The 16,942-nt window shown below is 61.6% G+C and carries 14 protein-coding genes, 2 rRNA genes and 1 riboswitch; of the genes, 8 read left to right on the top strand and 8 right to left on the bottom strand.

The annotated features are described in order from the left end of the window. Nucleotides 1–67: 67 nt before the first annotated feature. A complete protein-coding gene (locus tag ACEUCR_RS07235) occupies nucleotides 68–691 on the bottom strand; it encodes a TetR/AcrR family transcriptional regulator (protein ID WP_041992676.1) in 624 nt (207 codons plus the stop codon). Nucleotides 692–1,100: 409 nt separating this feature from the next. Between ACEUCR_RS07235 and leuA the strand changes: the two genes are divergently transcribed. The 5 genes from leuA to ACEUCR_RS07210 all read left to right on the top strand — a co-directional run bounded on the left by leuA (nucleotide 1,101) and on the right by ACEUCR_RS07210 (nucleotide 7,122). After that, nucleotides 1,101–2,663, top strand: a complete 1,563-nt coding sequence (leuA, locus tag ACEUCR_RS07230) for a 2-isopropylmalate synthase (RefSeq protein WP_408789148.1) — start codon at nucleotides 1,101–1,103, stop codon at nucleotides 2,661–2,663. Between the two features lie 279 nt (nucleotides 2,664–2,942). Continuing rightward, nucleotides 2,943–4,028 carry a 3-isopropylmalate dehydrogenase gene (leuB, locus tag ACEUCR_RS07225; protein ID WP_408789146.1) on the top strand — a complete coding sequence of 362 codons (1,086 nt, stop codon included), beginning with the start codon at nucleotides 2,943–2,945 and terminating at the stop codon, nucleotides 4,026–4,028. A gap of 32 nt (nucleotides 4,029–4,060) precedes the next feature. Continuing rightward, nucleotides 4,061–5,458, top strand: a complete 1,398-nt coding sequence (gene leuC, locus ACEUCR_RS07220; protein ID WP_041997771.1) for a 3-isopropylmalate dehydratase large subunit — start codon at nucleotides 4,061–4,063, stop codon at nucleotides 5,456–5,458. A 12-nt stretch (nucleotides 5,459–5,470) separates the two neighbouring features. After that, complete coding sequence (leuD, locus tag ACEUCR_RS07215; protein WP_408789142.1) at nucleotides 5,471–6,070, top strand: 3-isopropylmalate dehydratase small subunit; 600 nt, start codon at nucleotides 5,471–5,473, stop codon at nucleotides 6,068–6,070. Nucleotides 6,071–6,186: 116 nt separating this feature from the next. Next, the gene (locus ACEUCR_RS07210) at nucleotides 6,187–7,122 is read left to right on the top strand and encodes a transglutaminase domain-containing protein (RefSeq protein WP_408789139.1); all 936 of its coding nucleotides are present in this window, start codon (nucleotides 6,187–6,189) and stop codon (nucleotides 7,120–7,122) included. A 40-nt stretch (nucleotides 7,123–7,162) separates the two neighbouring features. Here ACEUCR_RS07210 and ACEUCR_RS07205 read toward each other — a convergent pair whose 3' ends face one another. Then, nucleotides 7,163–7,453, bottom strand: coding sequence for a PilZ domain-containing protein (locus tag ACEUCR_RS07205; protein ID WP_041997774.1), 291 nt, complete (start codon nucleotides 7,451–7,453; stop codon nucleotides 7,163–7,165). 87 nt (nucleotides 7,454–7,540) lie between these two features. Next, nucleotides 7,541–7,630, top strand: a riboswitch (TPP riboswitch). A 43-nt stretch (nucleotides 7,631–7,673) separates the two neighbouring features. Here ACEUCR_RS07205 and thiB point away from each other — a divergent pair. The 3 genes from thiB (at nucleotide 7,674) to thiQ (ending at nucleotide 11,119) form a co-directional block, all read left to right on the top strand. Beyond that, on the top strand, nucleotides 7,674–8,663 hold the full coding sequence (gene thiB / locus ACEUCR_RS07200) for a thiamine ABC transporter substrate binding subunit (protein WP_408789135.1): 990 nt from the start codon (nucleotides 7,674–7,676) through the stop codon (nucleotides 8,661–8,663). Continuing rightward, nucleotides 8,639–10,264, top strand: coding sequence for a thiamine/thiamine pyrophosphate ABC transporter permease (thiP, locus tag ACEUCR_RS07195; protein WP_408789132.1), 1,626 nt, complete (start codon nucleotides 8,639–8,641; stop codon nucleotides 10,262–10,264). The genes thiB and thiP overlap by 25 nt, the downstream gene beginning before the upstream one ends. Before the next feature lie 147 nt (nucleotides 10,265–10,411). Further along, nucleotides 10,412–11,119, top strand: a complete 708-nt coding sequence (gene thiQ / locus ACEUCR_RS07190) for a thiamine ABC transporter ATP-binding protein (protein WP_408789130.1) — start codon at nucleotides 10,412–10,414, stop codon at nucleotides 11,117–11,119. A gap of 75 nt (nucleotides 11,120–11,194) precedes the next feature. Here thiQ and ACEUCR_RS07185 read toward each other — a convergent pair whose 3' ends face one another. The 6 genes from ACEUCR_RS07185 to ACEUCR_RS07160 form a co-directional block, all read right to left on the bottom strand. Continuing rightward, the gene (locus ACEUCR_RS07185; RefSeq protein WP_041997778.1) at nucleotides 11,195–12,565 is read right to left on the bottom strand and encodes a PhoH family protein; all 1,371 of its coding nucleotides are present in this window, start codon (nucleotides 12,563–12,565) and stop codon (nucleotides 11,195–11,197) included. Nucleotides 12,566–12,772: 207 nt separating this feature from the next. After that, complete coding sequence (locus tag ACEUCR_RS07180; protein ID WP_408789127.1) at nucleotides 12,773–13,432, bottom strand: TSCPD domain-containing protein; 660 nt, start codon at nucleotides 13,430–13,432, stop codon at nucleotides 12,773–12,775. Nucleotides 13,433–13,441: 9 nt separating this feature from the next. Then, the gene (locus ACEUCR_RS07175; RefSeq protein ID WP_408789125.1) at nucleotides 13,442–15,589 is read right to left on the bottom strand and encodes an adenosylcobalamin-dependent ribonucleoside-diphosphate reductase; all 2,148 of its coding nucleotides are present in this window, start codon (nucleotides 15,587–15,589) and stop codon (nucleotides 13,442–13,444) included. 206 nt (nucleotides 15,590–15,795) lie between these two features. After that, complete coding sequence (locus ACEUCR_RS07170; RefSeq protein WP_392443893.1) at nucleotides 15,796–16,245, bottom strand: pullulanase; 450 nt, start codon at nucleotides 16,243–16,245, stop codon at nucleotides 15,796–15,798. Between the two features lie 283 nt (nucleotides 16,246–16,528). Next, nucleotides 16,529–16,643 (bottom strand): 5S ribosomal RNA (gene rrf, locus ACEUCR_RS07165). A 123-nt stretch (nucleotides 16,644–16,766) separates the two neighbouring features. Beyond that, nucleotides 16,767–16,942: ribosomal RNA gene (locus tag ACEUCR_RS07160) — 23S ribosomal RNA — on the bottom strand; the annotation flags it as partial.

Below are 16,942 nucleotides of genomic sequence, written 5' to 3'. Positions count from 1 at the left end.
AAAGGGGATAACAGATTGATGAATGGCAGGGCCCGTCGGCCCCGGCGCTCCTGGCCCTAGACGCAGGTCAGTTTAAACCCAGGCGCAGCCCGGATTCCATCAGGCGACAGTTGTGATCCGCCAGGCGACTCATGAAGTGCTCGTCGACGGTCAGACCAAACACCTGCTCATAGAGCTCCTTCATCACGAAGGGCTGCCACATCATGCTGAGGAAGGAGACCTTGAGCATCTCGGGATCCACGTCACCACCGAGTTCGCCGCTCTCTCGCATGGCGCTCAACAAGGCATCGAACTGGGGCATCTGACGCTCCAGGAGACGATTTAGCACAAAATCCCGCCCAGGGCTTTTCTCGGTCGATAATGCGCTGGAGATGGCGGAGGTCAGCTCGCTGTTGGGCGCCATCACCTGATAGTAGGTGCTGAGCAGGTCATTGAGGCTGCGATGACCGCTCTCGTCCTGCCAGGCCTGCTCCAGCGGCTCGGCCACATCCCCCAGCACGGCCTGATAGAGCCCCTCCTTGCTGCCGAAGTAATAGTGGATCATCGCCAGATTGGAGCCGGCTCGTTCGGCGATCTCCCGGGTGGTGACCTTGCTGTAGGGGGTGCTCAGAAAGCGCTCACGGGCGGCGGCGAGCAGCTTGTCACGAATGTCTGATCGTCCGACCGGGCGACCGGGTCTGCGTTTTTCCATGAAATACCTCGAATGAATGCGCGAAAGGCTGATAAGTCGATCCGGTTGCTCAGACGATTGAGTGCAGCAGGAATGACCGGATAATCGAGCAATGGCGGAACATGGAACAAGGAAATTTGCACTCCTTTACAATTCGATTAAATAAGACAGGGGATCCCATGGGTAAAGTCCAATTGACACAGCATAAAAAACTCGATATTGGTAAAGCATGACTGACTGGAAGGATTGTTCACCTCATGGGTATTGCCGCTCGCCTACTACTAGTTTCCCTAATCGCGACTCCTCGCGCGGGATCCTTGTAGCCGGGCTCAGGCAAAGCCGGTCATTACAAAAACCCGTGCAACCTGCACGGGTTTTTTTATGCCATTGGCAGGATGCACACCAAAGCACTTAGGAAGAGGGAAAAGAGATGTCAAATCGGGTAATCATATTCGATACCACCTTGCGTGATGGTGAGCAGGCGTTGGCGGCCAGTCTGACGGTCAAGGAGAAGTTGCAGATAGCCTTTGCCCTGGAACGGCTCGGCGTCGATGTCATGGAAGTGGGCTTTCCCGTCTCCTCCCCCGGCGACTTCCAATCGGTGCAGACCATTGCTCGCAGCATCAAGAACAGCCGGGTCTGCGCCCTGGCCCGCGCCCTGCCCAAGGACATAGACGCCGCCGGCGAAGCCCTGCGGGTCGCCGATGCCTTTCGTATCCATACCTTCATCTCCACCTCCTCGATCCATGTGGAAAGCAAGCTGAAAAAGAGCTTCGAGGATGTGCTGGAGATGGGGATCCGCGCCGTCAAACATGCCCGCCGCTACACAGATGACGTGGAGTTCTCCTGCGAGGATGCGGGCCGCACGCCGATCGATAATCTCTGCCGCATGGTGGAGGCCGCCATCAAGGCGGGGGCCCGCACCATCAATATCCCGGATACCGTGGGCTACACGGTGCCGACCGAGTTTTCCGGCATCATCCAGACCCTGTTCAACCGGGTACCCAACATAGATCAGGCCATCATCTCGGTGCACTGCCACGACGATCTGGGTCTGTCGGTGGCCAACTCCATCGGCGCCGTGCAGATGGGGGCGCGCCAGATAGAGTGCACCATCAACGGCATCGGCGAGCGGGCGGGCAACTGCTCCCTGGAAGAAGTGGCGATGATCCTGAAGACCCGCGCCGACCTGCTCGGAGTGCACACCAACATCCGCCACAACGAGATCCATCGCACCAGCACCCTCGTCAGTCAGCTGTGCAACATGCCGGTGCAGCCCAACAAGGCCATCGTCGGTGCCAACGCCTTCTCCCACAGTTCCGGCATTCACCAGGATGGGGTGCTCAAGGCGAAGAACACCTACGAAATCATCACCCCCGAGAGCATAGGCCTGACCCAGAACAGCCTGAACATGACCTCCCGCTCCGGCCGCCACGTCATCAAGCACCGCATGGAGCAGATGGGGTATTCGGAGAGCAGCTATGACCTGGACCATCTCTACGGCAAGTTCCTGACTCTGGCCGACAAGAAGGGGCAGGTGTTCGATTACGATCTCGAGGCCCTCGCCTTCTTCAGCCAGATCCACGAAGAACCCGAGCACTTCAAGCTGGAGTACCTCGGCGTGCAGAGCGGCAGCTCTGTGCTGGCCACCGCCTCGGTCAAACTCAAGGTGGGTCAGGATCTCATCTGCGAAGCAGCCACCGGCAATGGCCCCGTGGATGCGGTCTACCAGTGCATCAATCGCATCAGCGGCATCGATATCCGCATCGACAAGTACGAACTCAAGGGCAAGGGAGAGGGCAAGAATGCCCTCGGCCAGGTGGACATAGTCGCCGAGTACAAGGGGCGCAAGTTCCACGGCATGGGGCTGGCCACCGACATCATCGAATCTTCGGCCCAGGCCCTGGTCCACGTGATCAACAGCATCTGGCGCGCCGATCAGGTGGCAGAGCAGATGGGGCGCAACAGCAACCTCAAATCGGAAACCGTCTGAGCAGCGATCGGCTCGCTGAACGGACGGAATGCAATCACAACATCAGGACGGAGACAGTCTGAACAGGCATAAGCTCGCAATATCGGGGCACTGGACGGATGGCACTCAAGACAGCATCAGGACGGAGACAGTCTGAACAGGTATAGGCTCGCAGTATCGGGTCACTGGACGGATGGAACTCAAGACAACATCAGGACGGAGACAGTCTGAACAGGTATAGGCTCGCAGTATCGGGCCACTGGGCAGATGGACTCAAGACAACATCAGGACGGAGAGAGTATGAGCAGTTATCGGATCGCAGTATTGCCGGGGGACGGCATTGGCCCGGAAGTGATGGCCGAAGCCATCAAGGTACTGGAAAAGGTGCAGACCAAATTCGGCTTCTCCCTCGACTATGATCGCTTTGATGTCGGCGGCATCGCCATCGACAACCACGGCACCCCGCTGCCCCAGAGCACCGTAGCGGGCTGCGAAGCGGCCGACGCCGTGCTGTTCGGCTCGGTCGGTGGCCCCAAGTGGGAGCACCTGCCGCCGAACGATCAGCCGGAGCGCGGCGCCCTGCTGCCCCTGCGTGCTCACTTCAAACTGTTCTGCAACCTGCGCCCGGCACGCATCTACACCGGCCTGGAGCAGTTCTCCCCCCTGCGTGCCGACATCTCGGATCGCGGCTTCGACATCGCCTGCGTGCGCGAGCTGACCGGCGGCATCTACTTTGGCCAGCCCAAGGGGCGTGAAGGGGAAGGTGCCACCGAGAAGGCGTTCGACACCGAGGTCTACCACCGCTTCGAGATTGAGCGCATCGCCAAGATAGCGTTCGAATCGGCCCGGGTGCGCAAGTCCAGAGTCACCTCCATCGACAAGGCCAACGTGCTCGCCTCCTCCATCCTGTGGCGCGAGGTGGTGACTGAAGTCGCCAAATCCTACCCGGATGTGACCCTGAACCACATGTACATCGACAACGCCACCATGCAGCTCATCAAGGATCCGTCCCAGTTCGACGTGCTGCTCTGCTCCAACCTGTTCGGTGACATCCTCTCCGACGAGTGCGCCATGATCACCGGCTCCATGGGGCTGCTCCCCTCCGCCAGCCTGAACGAATCCGGCTTCGGTCTGTTCGAGCCGGCCGGTGGCTCGGCTCCGGACATCGCCGGCAAGGGCATTGCGAACCCCATCGCCCAGATCCTCTCCGCCGCCCTGATGCTGCGCTACAGCCTGGGCCAGGAAGCCGCCGCCCAGGCCATCGAGCAGGCCGTGGCCCAGACCCTGGCAGAAGGCTATTTCACCGCCGATCTGCATCAGGCCAGCGCCAAGCACCCGGTACAGAGCACCGCCGACATGGGCAGCCAGATAGCCGCACGGATCTGAGCCACGCAGCACATAACAAGGGATACAGAGCAATGTCCAAGACCCTCTATCAGAAAGTGTTCGACGCCCACCTGGTGCGGGAAGTGGAAGGGGAAACCCCCCTCATCTACATCGACCGTCATCTGGTGCATGAAGTGACCAGCCCCCAGGCGTTCGACGGCCTGCGCGCCATGAAGCGCCCGCTGCGCCGCCCGGACCTGACCTGGGCCACCATGGATCACAACGTCTCCACCACCACCAAGGACATCGCCGCCTCCGGCGAGATGGCCCGCATCCAGATGGAGACCCTTGCCGCCAACTGCAAGGAGTTCGGGGTTCGCCTCTACGATCTGAACCACAAATACCAGGGCATAGTCCACGTGATGGGCCCGGAGCTCGGCATCACATTGCCCGGCACCACCATCGTCTGCGGTGACTCCCACACAGCCACCCACGGCGCCTTCGGGTCGCTCGCGTTCGGCATCGGCACCTCCGAAGTGGAACACGTGATGGCCACCCAGACCCTGAAACAGGGCCGGGCCAAGACCATGCGCATTTCGGTCAACGGCAAACTGAGCGACGGGATCAGCGCGAAAGACGTGGTGCTGGCCATTATCGGCAAGGTCGGCGCTGCCGGCGGTACCGGTTACGTGGTGGAGTTCGCAGGCGATGCCATCACGGGTCTCTCCATGGAAGGGCGCATGACGGTGTGCAACATGGCCATCGAGCTCGGCGCCAAGGCGGGCATGATAGCCCCGGATCAGACCACCATCGACTACATCCGCGGCAAGGAGTTCGCCCCCACCGGCGAGGCGCTGGCCCAGGCCATCGCCTACTGGCAAACCCTCAAGAGCGATGCCGATGCCAGATTCGATGCCGAAGTGGTGCTGGACGCCGCCGACATAGCCCCTCAGGTCACCTGGGGCACCAACCCGGGCCAGGTCATCGCCGTCAATGAACCCATCCCGGCGCCGGAATCCTTCGCCGATCCGGTGGAGCAGCAGTCCGCCCGCAAGGCGCTTGCCTACATGGACTTGCAGCCGGGCCAGAAGCTCTCTGACGTCGCCATCGACAAGGTGTTCATCGGTTCGTGCACCAACAGCCGCATCGAGGATCTGCGTGCCGCCGCCGCCATCGCCCGTGGCCGCAAGGTGGCCGCCGGGGTCCAGGCCCTGGTGGTGCCGGGCTCCGAGCAGGTGAAGGCCCAGGCCGAGGCCGAGGGGCTGGACAAGATCTTCCTCGAGGCAGGCTTTGAATGGCGCCTGCCCGGCTGCTCCATGTGCCTGGCCATGAACAACGACCGGCTGCAACCGGGAGAGCGCTGCGCCTCCACCAGCAACCGCAACTTCGAAGGGCGTCAGGGCCGCGCCGGCCGCACCCACCTGGTGAGCCCGGCCATGGCCGCCGCCGCCGCCGTCACCGGCCGCTTCGCCGACATTCGCGCACTGTAAGAGGGAAGAGAGATGACAGGATTCAAACAACACAAAGGGGTCGTCGTCCCCCTCGACAGCGCCAACGTCGACACCGACGCCATCATTCCCAAGCAGTTTTTGCAGAAGGTGAACCGCATCGGTTTTGGCAAGCACCTGTTCCACGACTGGCGCTTCCTTGACGATGCCGGGGAGCAGCCCAACCCCGAGTTCGTGCTGAACCAGCCGCAATTCGCCGGCGCCAGCATCCTCTTGGCCCGGGAGAACTTCGGCTGCGGCTCGAGCCGCGAGCACGCCCCCTGGGCACTGGCAGACTACGGCTTCAAGACCATCATTGCCCCGAGCTTTGCCGACATCTTCTACGGCAACGCCATCAACAACGGCATGGTGCCGGTACGCCTGAAAGAAGAAGAGGTCGACGCCCTGTTCCAGCTGGTCGCAGCCCAGCCGGGCATCGAGATCGAAGTGGATCTGGAGGCGAACCAGGTGCGTGCAGGTAGCCTCACATTCGGCTTCGAGATCGACGAGTTCCGCCGCTACTGTCTGCTCAACGGGTTGGATGCCATCGGCCTGACCCTGCAGCACGAAGCCGCCATCAGTGCCTTCGAAGCGAAGCAGCCGAGCTGGATTTAATCAGCCAGTTGCAAAAAACGAGTAGAATCCACAGGGAGCCATGGCTCCCTGTTTTATTGTCAGGTCAAGGTTCACGCCATGGCCCGCCATTTCTGCATGCCCGACGAGACACCTGGATGAAGACGACGATTGCCCTCCCCCTGCTCTGCAGCCTCTGGCTGGCGCTGCCGGTCTGCGCCGGGCAGACCTATTTCAACAGCAGCGGCGGCCAGCTCAACGTCGGCTGGCAGGACAGGGAGGGCAAGGCACAGCAACTCAGCTACCGGCTGGAGGCGGGCAAACTGCCGCCGCTTATCGCCTATCGCCCGGCCAGGATGCAGGAGGAGGTGTTGCAGAGTTTGCTGCAGCAGGCGGAGCTTGAGTTCCCCGAGGTGCAGTTCTCCCTCTCTCGCCCCAGCCTCGCCCTCAGCCTCAAGAGTCGCAACGCCGACAAGGCCAGGGAAGCCTCGCTATGGGTCAAACCGGAGCAGGCCAGGCTGGAGGCCGAGTGGCTCAAGCAGCACTACTTCCAGCCCTTCACCCCGCCCGACGGCCAGCCCGCCATCAAGCAGGACCATGTGCGCATCGCCCTGGAGAGCCGCGCCGAGCTGGCGCCCCTGGCCGAGCAGCTCGAGCAGGAGGGCGCCACAGAGACAGAGGCGCGCCAGAAGGCGGTGACCCATATGCTCGACTTCGTGCAGGCCATCCCCTATCAGCTGCTCGACAGCCAGTCGGGTCGCTCGGGCAAGGGCTTTCTGACCCCGCGCCAGGTGCTGGAGCAGAACCGGGGGGATTGCGACAGCAAGGTGACCCTGATGGCCGCCCTGCTGGCCCAGCTCTTTCCCGATCTCAAGCAGGCCATGGTGTTCGTGCCGGGTCATGCCCTGCTGGGGGTGGCCCTGCCGGCTCAAGCGGGCGAGGCGACCCTGAGCTGGGAGGGGGAGACCTATCTGTTGCTCGAGCCAACCGGCCCAGCGCCCCTGCCCCCGGGCCAGCTGGCGCCGAGCAGCAGAGTCTTGGTGGAGAGCGGCCAGCTGAGCGTGCAGCCGGTGCGTACCGAGGAGGCAGGATGAGTCGACGGGGATGCCTATGCGCCCCTGCCGGGCGCATCCATCAACCTATCTGTTGAAATTCCACCGCCAGCAGCTTGCCTTCTGCCTCGTCCAGCTCCCGAATGATGCGAGCCCTGGCCTCAAACGGTGGCAGCAGATTGCTGTGGGTGGCGAGACTGACCCGGATCGGCTGGCCAAGATCGAGGCCGTGTTCGCTGACCAGTATCCCCATGCCATTGGCGCTGAGATCCCGGCAGATCCCCACCAGGATGAGATCCTGCTGATAGAGGGTGACGGGGGCATTGATTATCATGCGCTGGAAGGCGCGTCTTTCCTTGGTACTGGTGATCACTCAAACCTCCTGGTGTGGTTATGCTTGCCCCGCCCACTGCGCAAGTTGTGCTGGCCTGGCCCCCAGAAGGTTAATACAATGCGACTCCTTGCTCAAACGGGGTGCGCCAGGCGCTGAGATGATACCCGTGAACCTGATCCAGATAATGCTGGCGGAGGAATTTGAGACAAGAGGCGCGGGGCGCCTCCTCATCCGTCGGCTCCTCACAGGAGTGCCATAGATGAACACCATGCTGACCGCCGCCACCGCCCTGCTGCTCACCGGCGCCGCCCAGGCCGCGACCTCCCCGACCCTCACCGTCTATACCTATGACTCTTTCGCCTCCGAATGGGGCCCGGGACCCAAGGTCAAGCAGGCCTTCGAGCAGGAGTGTGGCTGCACCCTCAATCTGGTTCCGCTTGAAGACGGGGTCGCCATCCTCAACCGGCTGCGCCTCGAAGGGGGCCACAGCAAGGCCGATCTGGTGCTGGGTCTGGACGATGCCCTGGTGGCCGAGGCCAAGCAGAGCGGTCTGTTCGCCCCCCATGCCACCCAGCTCGACGCCCTCAAGGTGCCGGGTGGCTGGCAGGATGACACCTTCGTCCCCTATGACTACGGCTACTTCGCCTTCGTCTATGACAAGGACAAACTCGCCCTGCCCCCCAAGAGCCTGAAAGAGCTGGTGGAGCGCCCCGATCTCAAGGTGATCTATCAGGATCCCCGCACCTCCACCCCGGGACAGGGGCTGATGCTGTGGATGAAGTCCGTCTACGGTGACCAGGCCCCCGCCGCCTGGGAACAGCTGGCCAAGAAGACGGTCACCGTCACCAAGGGGTGGTCAGAGGCCTACGGCATGTTCATGGACGGCGAGGCGGACATGGTGCTCTCCTACACCAGCTCCCCCGCCTATCATCTGATCGCCGAGCAGAAGAGCCAGTATCGGGCTGCCGCGTTTGAAGAGGGGCACTACCGCCAGGTAGAGGTGGCAGCCAAGCTGAAAAACGCCATGCAGGACAAGCTCGCCGACCAGTTCCTGCAATTCATGATAAGTCCAGCCTTCCAGCAACTGATCCCGACCGGCAACTGGATGTATCCGGTCATCAACACCGAACTGCCTAAGGGGTTCGAGCAGATGATCACCGTGGCCAAACCGCTCGCCTTCAGCGCAGATGAGGTGGCCACCCACCGCAAGGGCTGGATCCGCGAATGGCTGCAAGCCGTGACCCAGTGAGGCAGGTGCGCCCCTGCTGGTGGCTGCCGGGCCTTGGCGCCACCAGCATCATCCTCTTGCTGGCCCTAGGGCCGCTGGTCGCCCTGTTATGGCAGGCGGGAAGCTTCTCCCTGCGCGCCCTGCTGGCCGATCCCTACCTGCGCCATGTGCTGGGCTTCAGCCTGGGACAGGCCCTGCTCTCCACCCTGCTGAGCCTGGGACTGGCCATTCCGGTGGCCCGCGCCCTGGCCCGGCGCCGCTTCCCGGGTCGCCGCCTGCTGCTCAAGCTGTTCGGCCTCTCCCTGGTGCTGCCCGTCATCATTGCCATCTTCGGCATCGTCGCCGTCCATGGCAGGCAGGGCTGGCTGCCACAGCTGCTGCGCGGACTCGGTATGGAACCCGGCAACTATCTGTACGGCCTGTTCGGCATCCTGCTGGCCCATGTCTTCTTCAACATGCCCCTGGCGGCCCGCCTGCTGCTGCAAAGCCTGGAGACCATCCCCGAATCCTCCTGGCGCCTGGCCAGCCAGCTCGGCATGCGCTCCTCCCATATCTTCCGACTGCTGGAGTGGCCGCTCATTCGCGCCGCCCTGCCGGGGCTGGCCAGCCTCATCTTCATGCTCTGCTTCACCAGCTTCACCACAGTGCTGGCCCTTGGCGGCGGCCCCAAGTCCACCACATTGGAGGTGGCCATCTATCAGGCTCTGCGCTTCGATTTTGATCTCGCCACCGCTGGCGGCCTGGCCCTGGTGCAGCTGCTGCTCACCGCCGCCCTGCTCCTGGTGCAGCACAAGTTGCAGAGCAGCCCGCCCGGTCGCGTGAACCGGGCAGGCACCATTCGGCGCCCGGATAGCCAGCAGGCGGGCACCCTGCTGACCGATAGCCTGGTGCTGCTGCTGGCCATCGCCATCTTCCTGCCGCCCCTGCTGGCCATCCTGATCGCTGGCGCCAATGACGAACTGCTCACGGCGCTGGCCTCCCGCGCCTTGTGGCAGGCGGCAGGCCAGTCACTGCTCATCGCCGTCGGGGCCGGGATCCTCGCCACCCTGCTCGGCAGCGGCCTGCTGCTCACCAGCCGTCACCTCAAGGTGCGCAGGCGCCGTCGCCGCGCCGCCGCCCTGTGGGAAGCCAGTGGCGCCATGATACTGATGATACCGGCGGTGGTGCTGAGTACAGGGCTCTTCATCCTGTTCATGCCCTTCGCCGATGTGTTCGCCCTCGCCCCCTGGCTGGTGGTGCTGGTCAACGCCCTGATGGCCCTGCCCTATGTGTTGCGTACCCTCTCCGCGCCCATGCAGCTGGTGGTGCGCCAGTATGACAGGCTGGCGGACAGCCTGGGGGTGAGCGGGCTCCATCGCTTTCGCCTGGTGGAGCTGCCTCTGCTGCGCCGCCCGCTGGCGCTCGCCATGGCGCTCTCCATGATACTGTCCCTCGGGGATCTCGGCGCCATCGCCATGTTTGGCAGCCAGAGCCTCACCACCCTGCCCTGGTTGCTCTATCAACAGCTCGGCAGTTACCGGCTGACCGAGGCGGCCGCCACCGCCCTGCTGCTGCTGCTCTTGTGTCTTTCCCTGTTCTGGTTGGTCGAAAGAGGTCTTGGAGGAAAGCATGCCGAACATTGAGGCCCAGCACTCTCACCACTTATTCGGCCCCCCTGGTTGGTCCAACCGCCTCCTGGAGAAGACAACATGCCGAACAGTGAGGCCCGGCACTCTCACCACTTATTGGCCCCCCCCTGGTTGGTCCAGCCGCCTCTTGGAGAAGACAACATGCTGAACATTGATGGGCTGGTCACCAGCTACCCCGACTGGCGCGTCAGCTTCAGTGCTACCCTGCCCAGGGGAGAGATCACCGCCCTGATAGGACCGAGTGGCGCCGGCAAGTCCACCCTGCTCGGCATGATAGCGGGCTTCGTGCCGGTAGAATCCGGCAGCCTCAGCTTTGACGGGGAGGATCTCTTGCCCCTGGGCCCGGCCGAACGACCGGTCACCACCCTGTTTCAGGATCACAACCTCTTCCTGCACCTGTCGGTGTTCGACAACATCGCCATCGGCCTGCACCCGGGACTGCGCCTGAGTGCTGCCCAGAGGACCCAGGTGATCGATGCTGCCGGACGGGTGGGCCTTGGCGACATGCTGGCCCGCCTGCCGGAGCAGCTTTCCGGCGGCCAGCAACAGCGGGTCGGGCTGGCTCGCGCCCTGGTGCGGGGCAAGCCGCTGCTGCTGCTGGACGAGCCCTTCTCGGCGCTCGATCCCGCCCTGCGTCGGGAGATGCTGGCCGAAGTGGCCCGCCTCGCCTGCGAGCAGGGCATTACCGTGCTCATGGTCTCCCATAACCCGGAGGATGCCCAGCTCATCGCCGACCGGCTGCTGTTTATCGACGAGGGACGCATCGCCCTGCAAGGCACACCCGATATCCTGCAACAGAGCGATCACCCCGGCCTCTTGCGCTACCTTGGCCGCGCCCCCTTGCCATAAGGTCGGCACCCGGCGTCAGAGAGCAAAAAGGGAAGCCGACCGGCTTCCCTTTTCATATGCAGCTATGTGGTTAAATCAGAGGTTTTCCTCGGCAAACGAGGCCAGTCGGCTGCGCACCACCCCGTTGAGGTAGATGTTGGCGCTCCCTTCGAAGTTCTTGAATCGCTCGACGATGTAAGTCAGGCCCGAGGTCACCGGGCTCAGATAATTGGAGTCAATCTGGGCCAGGTTGCCGGAACAGACAATCTTGGTGCCCTCGCCGCAGCGGGTGATGATGGTCTTGAGCTGGGAGGCGGTCAGGTTCTGGCACTCGTCCAGCAAGACGAAGGTGTTCTGTATGCTGCGCCCGCGCATGAAGTTGACCGATTTGAACTGGATGTTGGCCTTCTCCATGATGTAGCTGAGCGACCCGCTCATGTTCTCGTCCTGCTTGTGCAGCACCTCCAGGGTATCGGTCACCGCCGCCAGCCAGGGCATCATCTTCTCCTCCTCGGTGCCGGGCAGGAAGCCGATGCTCTCGGCGATTTCCGGGGTGTTGCGGGTGACGATCACCTTGTCGTAGATCCCTTTCTCGATCACCAGCTCCAGGGCTGCCGCCATGGCCAGCAGGGTCTTGCCGCAGCCCGCCGGGCCGGTCAGGATCACCAGCTCGATGTGGGGATCGAGCAGGGCATCCAGGGCCATGCCCTGATAGATGTTCTTGGGATGCACGCCCCAGGCCTTGCGCGACATCAATCGCTCGCGGCCCAGATCCCGCAGCCGTATGTGTTGATCGTCATGCTCGAGCACCCGGGCGGCGAAGAAGTTCTCCTCGTCGATGAGGTACTGGTTCACATGCACCCCCTCGAGCAGCTTGGTTTCGACTACATGGACGGTTTCCCGGCCATGGGTCTCGCTCTCGCACTCGCCGACCCGCTCCCAGAAGCTGCCAGGCACCTGCTGGAATCCCTTGGCCAGCAACCGGATGTCGTCGATCAGCTGGTCGCTGCGATAATCCTCCACATGGGCCAGCCCGGCGCCCTTCGCCTTGAGCCGCATGTTGATGTCCTTGGTGACCAGCACCACCTGACGCTTGGACTCATGCTTTTGCAGGTAGAGGGCGGCGTTGATGATGCGGTTGTCCGCCTCCTTGTCGGTGAAGATCTCGGCGTCCTGGGGCAGATGGTGGTCACTGAAGATGGAGATATGGCCCGAGGCCTCCCCGGCCAGGGGCACCCCTGTGGTGATCTGCTCCGGCGTCGCGTCGCGAAACACATCCTCCAGCGCACGGATGGCGACCCTGGCATCCCGGCTCACATCCTTCTGGCGATCCTTGATGTTGTCGAGCTCTTCGAGCACCGTCATGGGGATGAGCACGTCGTGCTCTTTGAAGGAGTAGATGGCGAGGGGTTCGTGTAACAGAACGTTGGTATCCAGGATAAACAGCTTCCGGTCCGCATTGTCCATAAGCATCCTCCTTGGCACTGAAGGTGCCACGTGTGTGAATCTCAGATGTCATTGAAACCACACGACCGTGACAGTTTTATTACCCCCAACGCTACGCCCGATTTTACCACTGCGCAACAAATCGCTTGCACATCAGTCTCGCTTGAACATAAAAGCAGCAATGAAAAGACCGGCACTCTGGCCGGCCTTTCATCACCTTTCACTCCCTTACCCGCACCTGGAGTCGCCGCAATTGAGGCAGGTCATGCAGCCATCCTTCTGCACCAGCGCCTTGCTGTGACACTTGTAGCAAAGCGCCGCACCGGGCGGGAAACCGTCCCCCTGCTGCGGTTGCTCGGCCTGCTTCTTCGCCAGGAACGCCTGCTGATGCTCATCGGGCCCGGGCACCTTGAGCATGCCGATCTCGGTGAGGTGGGTCTCGATCACGTTGCCAATTTCGGCGATGAGCGACGGCACATACCTGCCCTTGTTCCAGTAGCCCCCCTTGGGATCGAACACGGATCTCAGCTCCTCCACCAGGAAAGTAACATCGCCGCCCTTGCGAAACACCGCCGAGATGATGCGGGTCAACGCCACTATCCACTGGTAGTGCTCCAGGCTCTTGGAGTTGATGAAGATCTCGAATGGACGGCGGGTCTCGTGCACCGTGCCTTCGTTGAGCACTATGTCGTTGATGGTAATGAACAGCGAATGCTCGGAGACATGTTCCGGTGTCTTCAGCTTGTAGGTGGTGCCCATCAGCCGCTCCGGGCGCAGTACCGTCTCGTGCATGTGCACCACCTCATCCTGAGGAGCCAGCGCTTCTTGCGGTTCATCCCGGGGTTTCACCTTGTAGGCGACGATTTTCCTGTCGATCTTCTTGACCATGCCTCGTCCTCAGAACTTGCCGTAATAGCCTTCTTTCAAGGCGTCGTAGAGGTTGGCGGCGGTGTGCAGCTCGCCATCATATTCGACCTCTTCGTTCCCCTTGGCCGTGATGACGGTGCCATCCTCCAGGGTGAACTCATAACTCGTATTCTCCAGATCCTGCTCCTTCACCAGCACGCCCTGGAAGGCCTCGGGGTTGAAGCGGAAGGTGGTGCATCCCTTGAGGCCGGAGTCCGAGGCATAGAGGTAGATATCCTTGAACTGCTCGAACGGGAAATCGGTCGGCACGTTGGCGGTCTTGGAGATGGACGAATCTATCCAGCGCTGGGCCGCGGCCTGGATGTCCACGTGCTGGGCCGGGCTGATGTCGTCGGCAGTGATGAAGTAAGCCGGCAGAGGACTCCCCGCTTCTTTGGCATAGGGCATGGCCGCCGGATTCACCAGCTCGCGATAGGCCAGCAGCTCGAAGGAGTAGACATCCACACTCTCCTTGCTCTTCTTGCCCGCCTTGATGACGTTGCGGCGGTAGTGGTGGGCAAAGCTCGGCTCTATGCCGTTGCTGGCGTTGTTGGCGAGCGACAGGGAGATGGTGCCGGTCGGCGCTATGCTGCTGTGGTGGGTGAAGCGCCCACCCACCTCGGCCAGCTCGGCCATCAGGGCGGGATCCACCTTGGCCACCTGCTGCATATAGCGGCTGTAGCGGGCGTGCAACACCTTGCCCTTCACCTTGTCGCCGAGCTTGATGCCATCTGCCGCCATCTCGGGGCGCAAGCGCAGCATCTTGCCGGTGACCTCGAACTCCTGCTCCAGTATGGGCGCCGGGCCCTTCTCTTTGGCCAGCACCAGGGATTCGCGCCAGCCAGTCATCGCCAGCTCCTGGGAGACCTGCTCGGTAAAGGCGACGGAGGCCGCGGATCCATATCTTATCTGCAGCATGGTGAGAGTCGAGCCCAGCCCCAGGAAACCCATGCCGTGGCGGCGCTTGGCGGTGATCTCCTCGCGCTGTCTGGCCAGCGGCAGCTGGTTTATCTCCACCACGTTGTCCAGCATGCGGGTGAAGATGGCCACCACCTTGCGAAACGTGGACCAGTCGAAGGTCGCCTGCTCGGTGAAAGGCTCGCGCACAAACCTGGTCAGATTGACCGACCCCAGCAGACAGGCCCCATAGGGCGGCAGGGGCTGTTCCCCGCAGGGGTTGGTGGCGCGGATCTCCTCGCAGAACCAGTTGTTGTTCATCTGGTTCACCTTGTCGATCAGGATGAAGCCGGGCTCTCCATAGTCGTAGGTGGAGGCCATGATGATGTTCCAGAGCGTGCGGGCGGGCAGGGTCTTGTAGACCTTGCAGGCCACCTGCCCCGAGTCGCTTATCACCACCCCCTCCTTGTTGGGCCAGTCCGCCCAGATCACCTGCTCGGGATCGTCCAGGGCTATGCCGTCCTGCTCCACCTCCTTGACGGTGTAGGGAAAGATAAGCCGCCAGGGGGCATCCTCCTTCACCGCCTTGACGAACGCTTCTGTGATGAGCAGGGAGAGGTTGAACTGGCGCAGGCGACCATCCTCCCGCTTGGCCTGGATGAACTCGACGACATCGGGATGCCGGATATCCATGGTGCCCATCTGGGCGCCACGACGGCCACCGGCAGAGGAGACGGTGAAACACATCTTGTCGTAGATATCCATGAAGGAGAGCGGGCCCGAGGTATAGGCCCCAGCGCCGGAAACAAAGGCACCGCACGGGCGCAGGGTCGAAAAGTCGTAACCGATACCGCAACCGGCCTTGAGAGTGAGGCCGGCCTCGTGCACCTTGCCGAGGATATCGTCCATCGAATCCTCAATGGTGCCGGAGACAGTGCAGTTGATGGTCGAGGTGGCAGGCTTGTGCTCGAAGGCCCCCGCATTGGAGGTGATACGACCCGCCGGGATGGCGCCATTGCGCAGCGCCCACAGAAAGGGTTCATACCAGGCATCGGGCTCGCGCTCCTGGGCCGCCAGGGCGCGGGCAACCCGCTGATAGGTCTCGTCTATGGTGCCGTCGATGGGGGCCCCATCCTTGCTCTTGAGGCGATATTTGCTGTCCCAGATCTCGAGGGAGGTCTCCTGCAGGGGGATGAGGGCAGAGTTGGGTCCACTCTCCAGCACTGGGTTGGATTTAGCCATTTTCAAGCCACCTTATGTGTATGCAACCACGTCATGACAGAACGAAGAACACAACCAATAGGTTTTATATCAACCAACTCATACTATATGTAGTATCTCTCCCACGGACCGCCGATGCTATCCCAAAAAAATGCCCCGGCCAGAAACGTCTGGACCAGGGCATTTAACTGATTCATTTCCCGAAAGATTTAACAGGGAGAGAAATGTCAGGGCTGCTTGACGTACACACTCGGCGTCTCGCCCGCCATATTCAGGTAGAACTCATAGACGCCATCGGCATCCGGTGAGAACTTCATGTCCTCGTACTTGGAGCAGGGATTGACCGGCACAGGCTCCCCTCCCAGTACGGCAACCCCGTCACTCGGACTCAGATAACCGAAGTTTGTGCCGCAGCTCCAGCCGGAGTCGGCAAACTTGAACTTGTAGGGCGCCCACTCTTTCTTGAGGGTACCCTTGGCCATATAGAGCTTGTCGGCCACCTTGACGACCTTGCTCTCGTCGGTTGCCATCCAGTCGTTCATCTCACCGCGCAGGTAAATGGCCTTGCCACCGAAGTCGCTGTTGTCTGCCGCCTGCTCTGCACCGCCATTGGCTGTGCAGCCGCCTAATACCAGGGTTCCCGCCGCCAGTATCGTCGTTACTGTTCTCTTGAACATGTGTCCATTCCTCAGATTATTGTGATTCCTTGGTCCATCGATGTGGACTCATGGATTAAACCAGAGCACTCGGCACAAGAAAGGTAAGGCCATCACAATCCGTACTTTTTATATCCAGCACGCTGAATCAAGGAGCGAATGTCGAACAGATGAAAGGTATGGATGAGGCGAAGGGCAACGATCGTCAAACCGCAGGATGGCTAGAGGCCGATGAACAGGCGATATATTGATTTTCAGGCAATAAAAAACCCCGCTCGAGTGAGCGGGGTTTCTTGTATTGGGTGCCTGGCAGTGTCCTACTCTCGCATGGCGAATGCCACACTACCATCGGCGCTACCGCGTTTCACTTCTGAGTTCGGCATGGGATCAGGTGGTTCCACGGCGCTATGGCCGCCAGGCAAAAAACTTCATCTGGAAAGCTGACGTGAATAACAACTCGGCTAGTTCGCCTTGTCACTATCACTGAATTTGTAAGTAGTTTCGCACTTGCTACAAGGCCAGAAACACTTCTTGGGTGTTGTATGGTTAAGCCTCACGGGTAATTAGTATGGGTTAGCTCAACACGTCGCCGCGCTTACACACCCCACCTATCAACGTTGTGGTCTCCAACGGCCCTTTAGGACCCTCAAGGGGTCAGGGATGACTCATCTCAGGGCTCGCTTCCCGCTTAGATGCTTTCAGCGGTTATCGATTCCGA

Source organism: Aeromonas bivalvium (assembly GCF_046078285.1).
Classification (GTDB): domain Bacteria; phylum Pseudomonadota; class Gammaproteobacteria; order Enterobacterales; family Aeromonadaceae; genus Aeromonas; species Aeromonas bivalvium.
The sequence above is the reverse complement of the archived record's forward strand: the minus strand, read 5'-3'. Positions and strand labels throughout refer to the sequence as shown.

Coding starts and splice junctions, on each gene's coding strand:
- ACEUCR_RS07235 (WP_041992676.1), bottom strand. CDS start 691: ATGGAAAAACGCAGACCCGGTCGCCCGGTCGGACGATCAGACATTCGT.
- leuA (WP_408789148.1), top strand. CDS start 1,101: ATGTCAAATCGGGTAATCATATTCGATACCACCTTGCGTGATGGTGAG.
- leuB (WP_408789146.1), top strand. CDS start 2,943: ATGAGCAGTTATCGGATCGCAGTATTGCCGGGGGACGGCATTGGCCCG.
- leuC (WP_041997771.1), top strand. CDS start 4,061: ATGTCCAAGACCCTCTATCAGAAAGTGTTCGACGCCCACCTGGTGCGG.
- leuD (WP_408789142.1), top strand. CDS start 5,471: ATGACAGGATTCAAACAACACAAAGGGGTCGTCGTCCCCCTCGACAGC.
- ACEUCR_RS07210 (WP_408789139.1), top strand. CDS start 6,187: ATGAAGACGACGATTGCCCTCCCCCTGCTCTGCAGCCTCTGGCTGGCG.
- thiB (WP_408789135.1), top strand. CDS start 7,674: ATGAACACCATGCTGACCGCCGCCACCGCCCTGCTGCTCACCGGCGCC.
- thiP (WP_408789132.1), top strand. CDS start 8,639: ATGGCTGCAAGCCGTGACCCAGTGAGGCAGGTGCGCCCCTGCTGGTGG.
- thiQ (WP_408789130.1), top strand. CDS start 10,412: ATGCTGAACATTGATGGGCTGGTCACCAGCTACCCCGACTGGCGCGTC.
- ACEUCR_RS07185 (WP_041997778.1), bottom strand. CDS start 12,565: ATGGACAATGCGGACCGGAAGCTGTTTATCCTGGATACCAACGTTCTG.
- ACEUCR_RS07180 (WP_408789127.1), bottom strand. CDS start 13,432: ATGGTCAAGAAGATCGACAGGAAAATCGTCGCCTACAAGGTGAAACCC.
- ACEUCR_RS07175 (WP_408789125.1), bottom strand. CDS start 15,589: ATGGCTAAATCCAACCCAGTGCTGGAGAGTGGACCCAACTCTGCCCTC.
- ACEUCR_RS07170 (WP_392443893.1), bottom strand. CDS start 16,245: ATGTTCAAGAGAACAGTAACGACGATACTGGCGGCGGGAACCCTGGTA.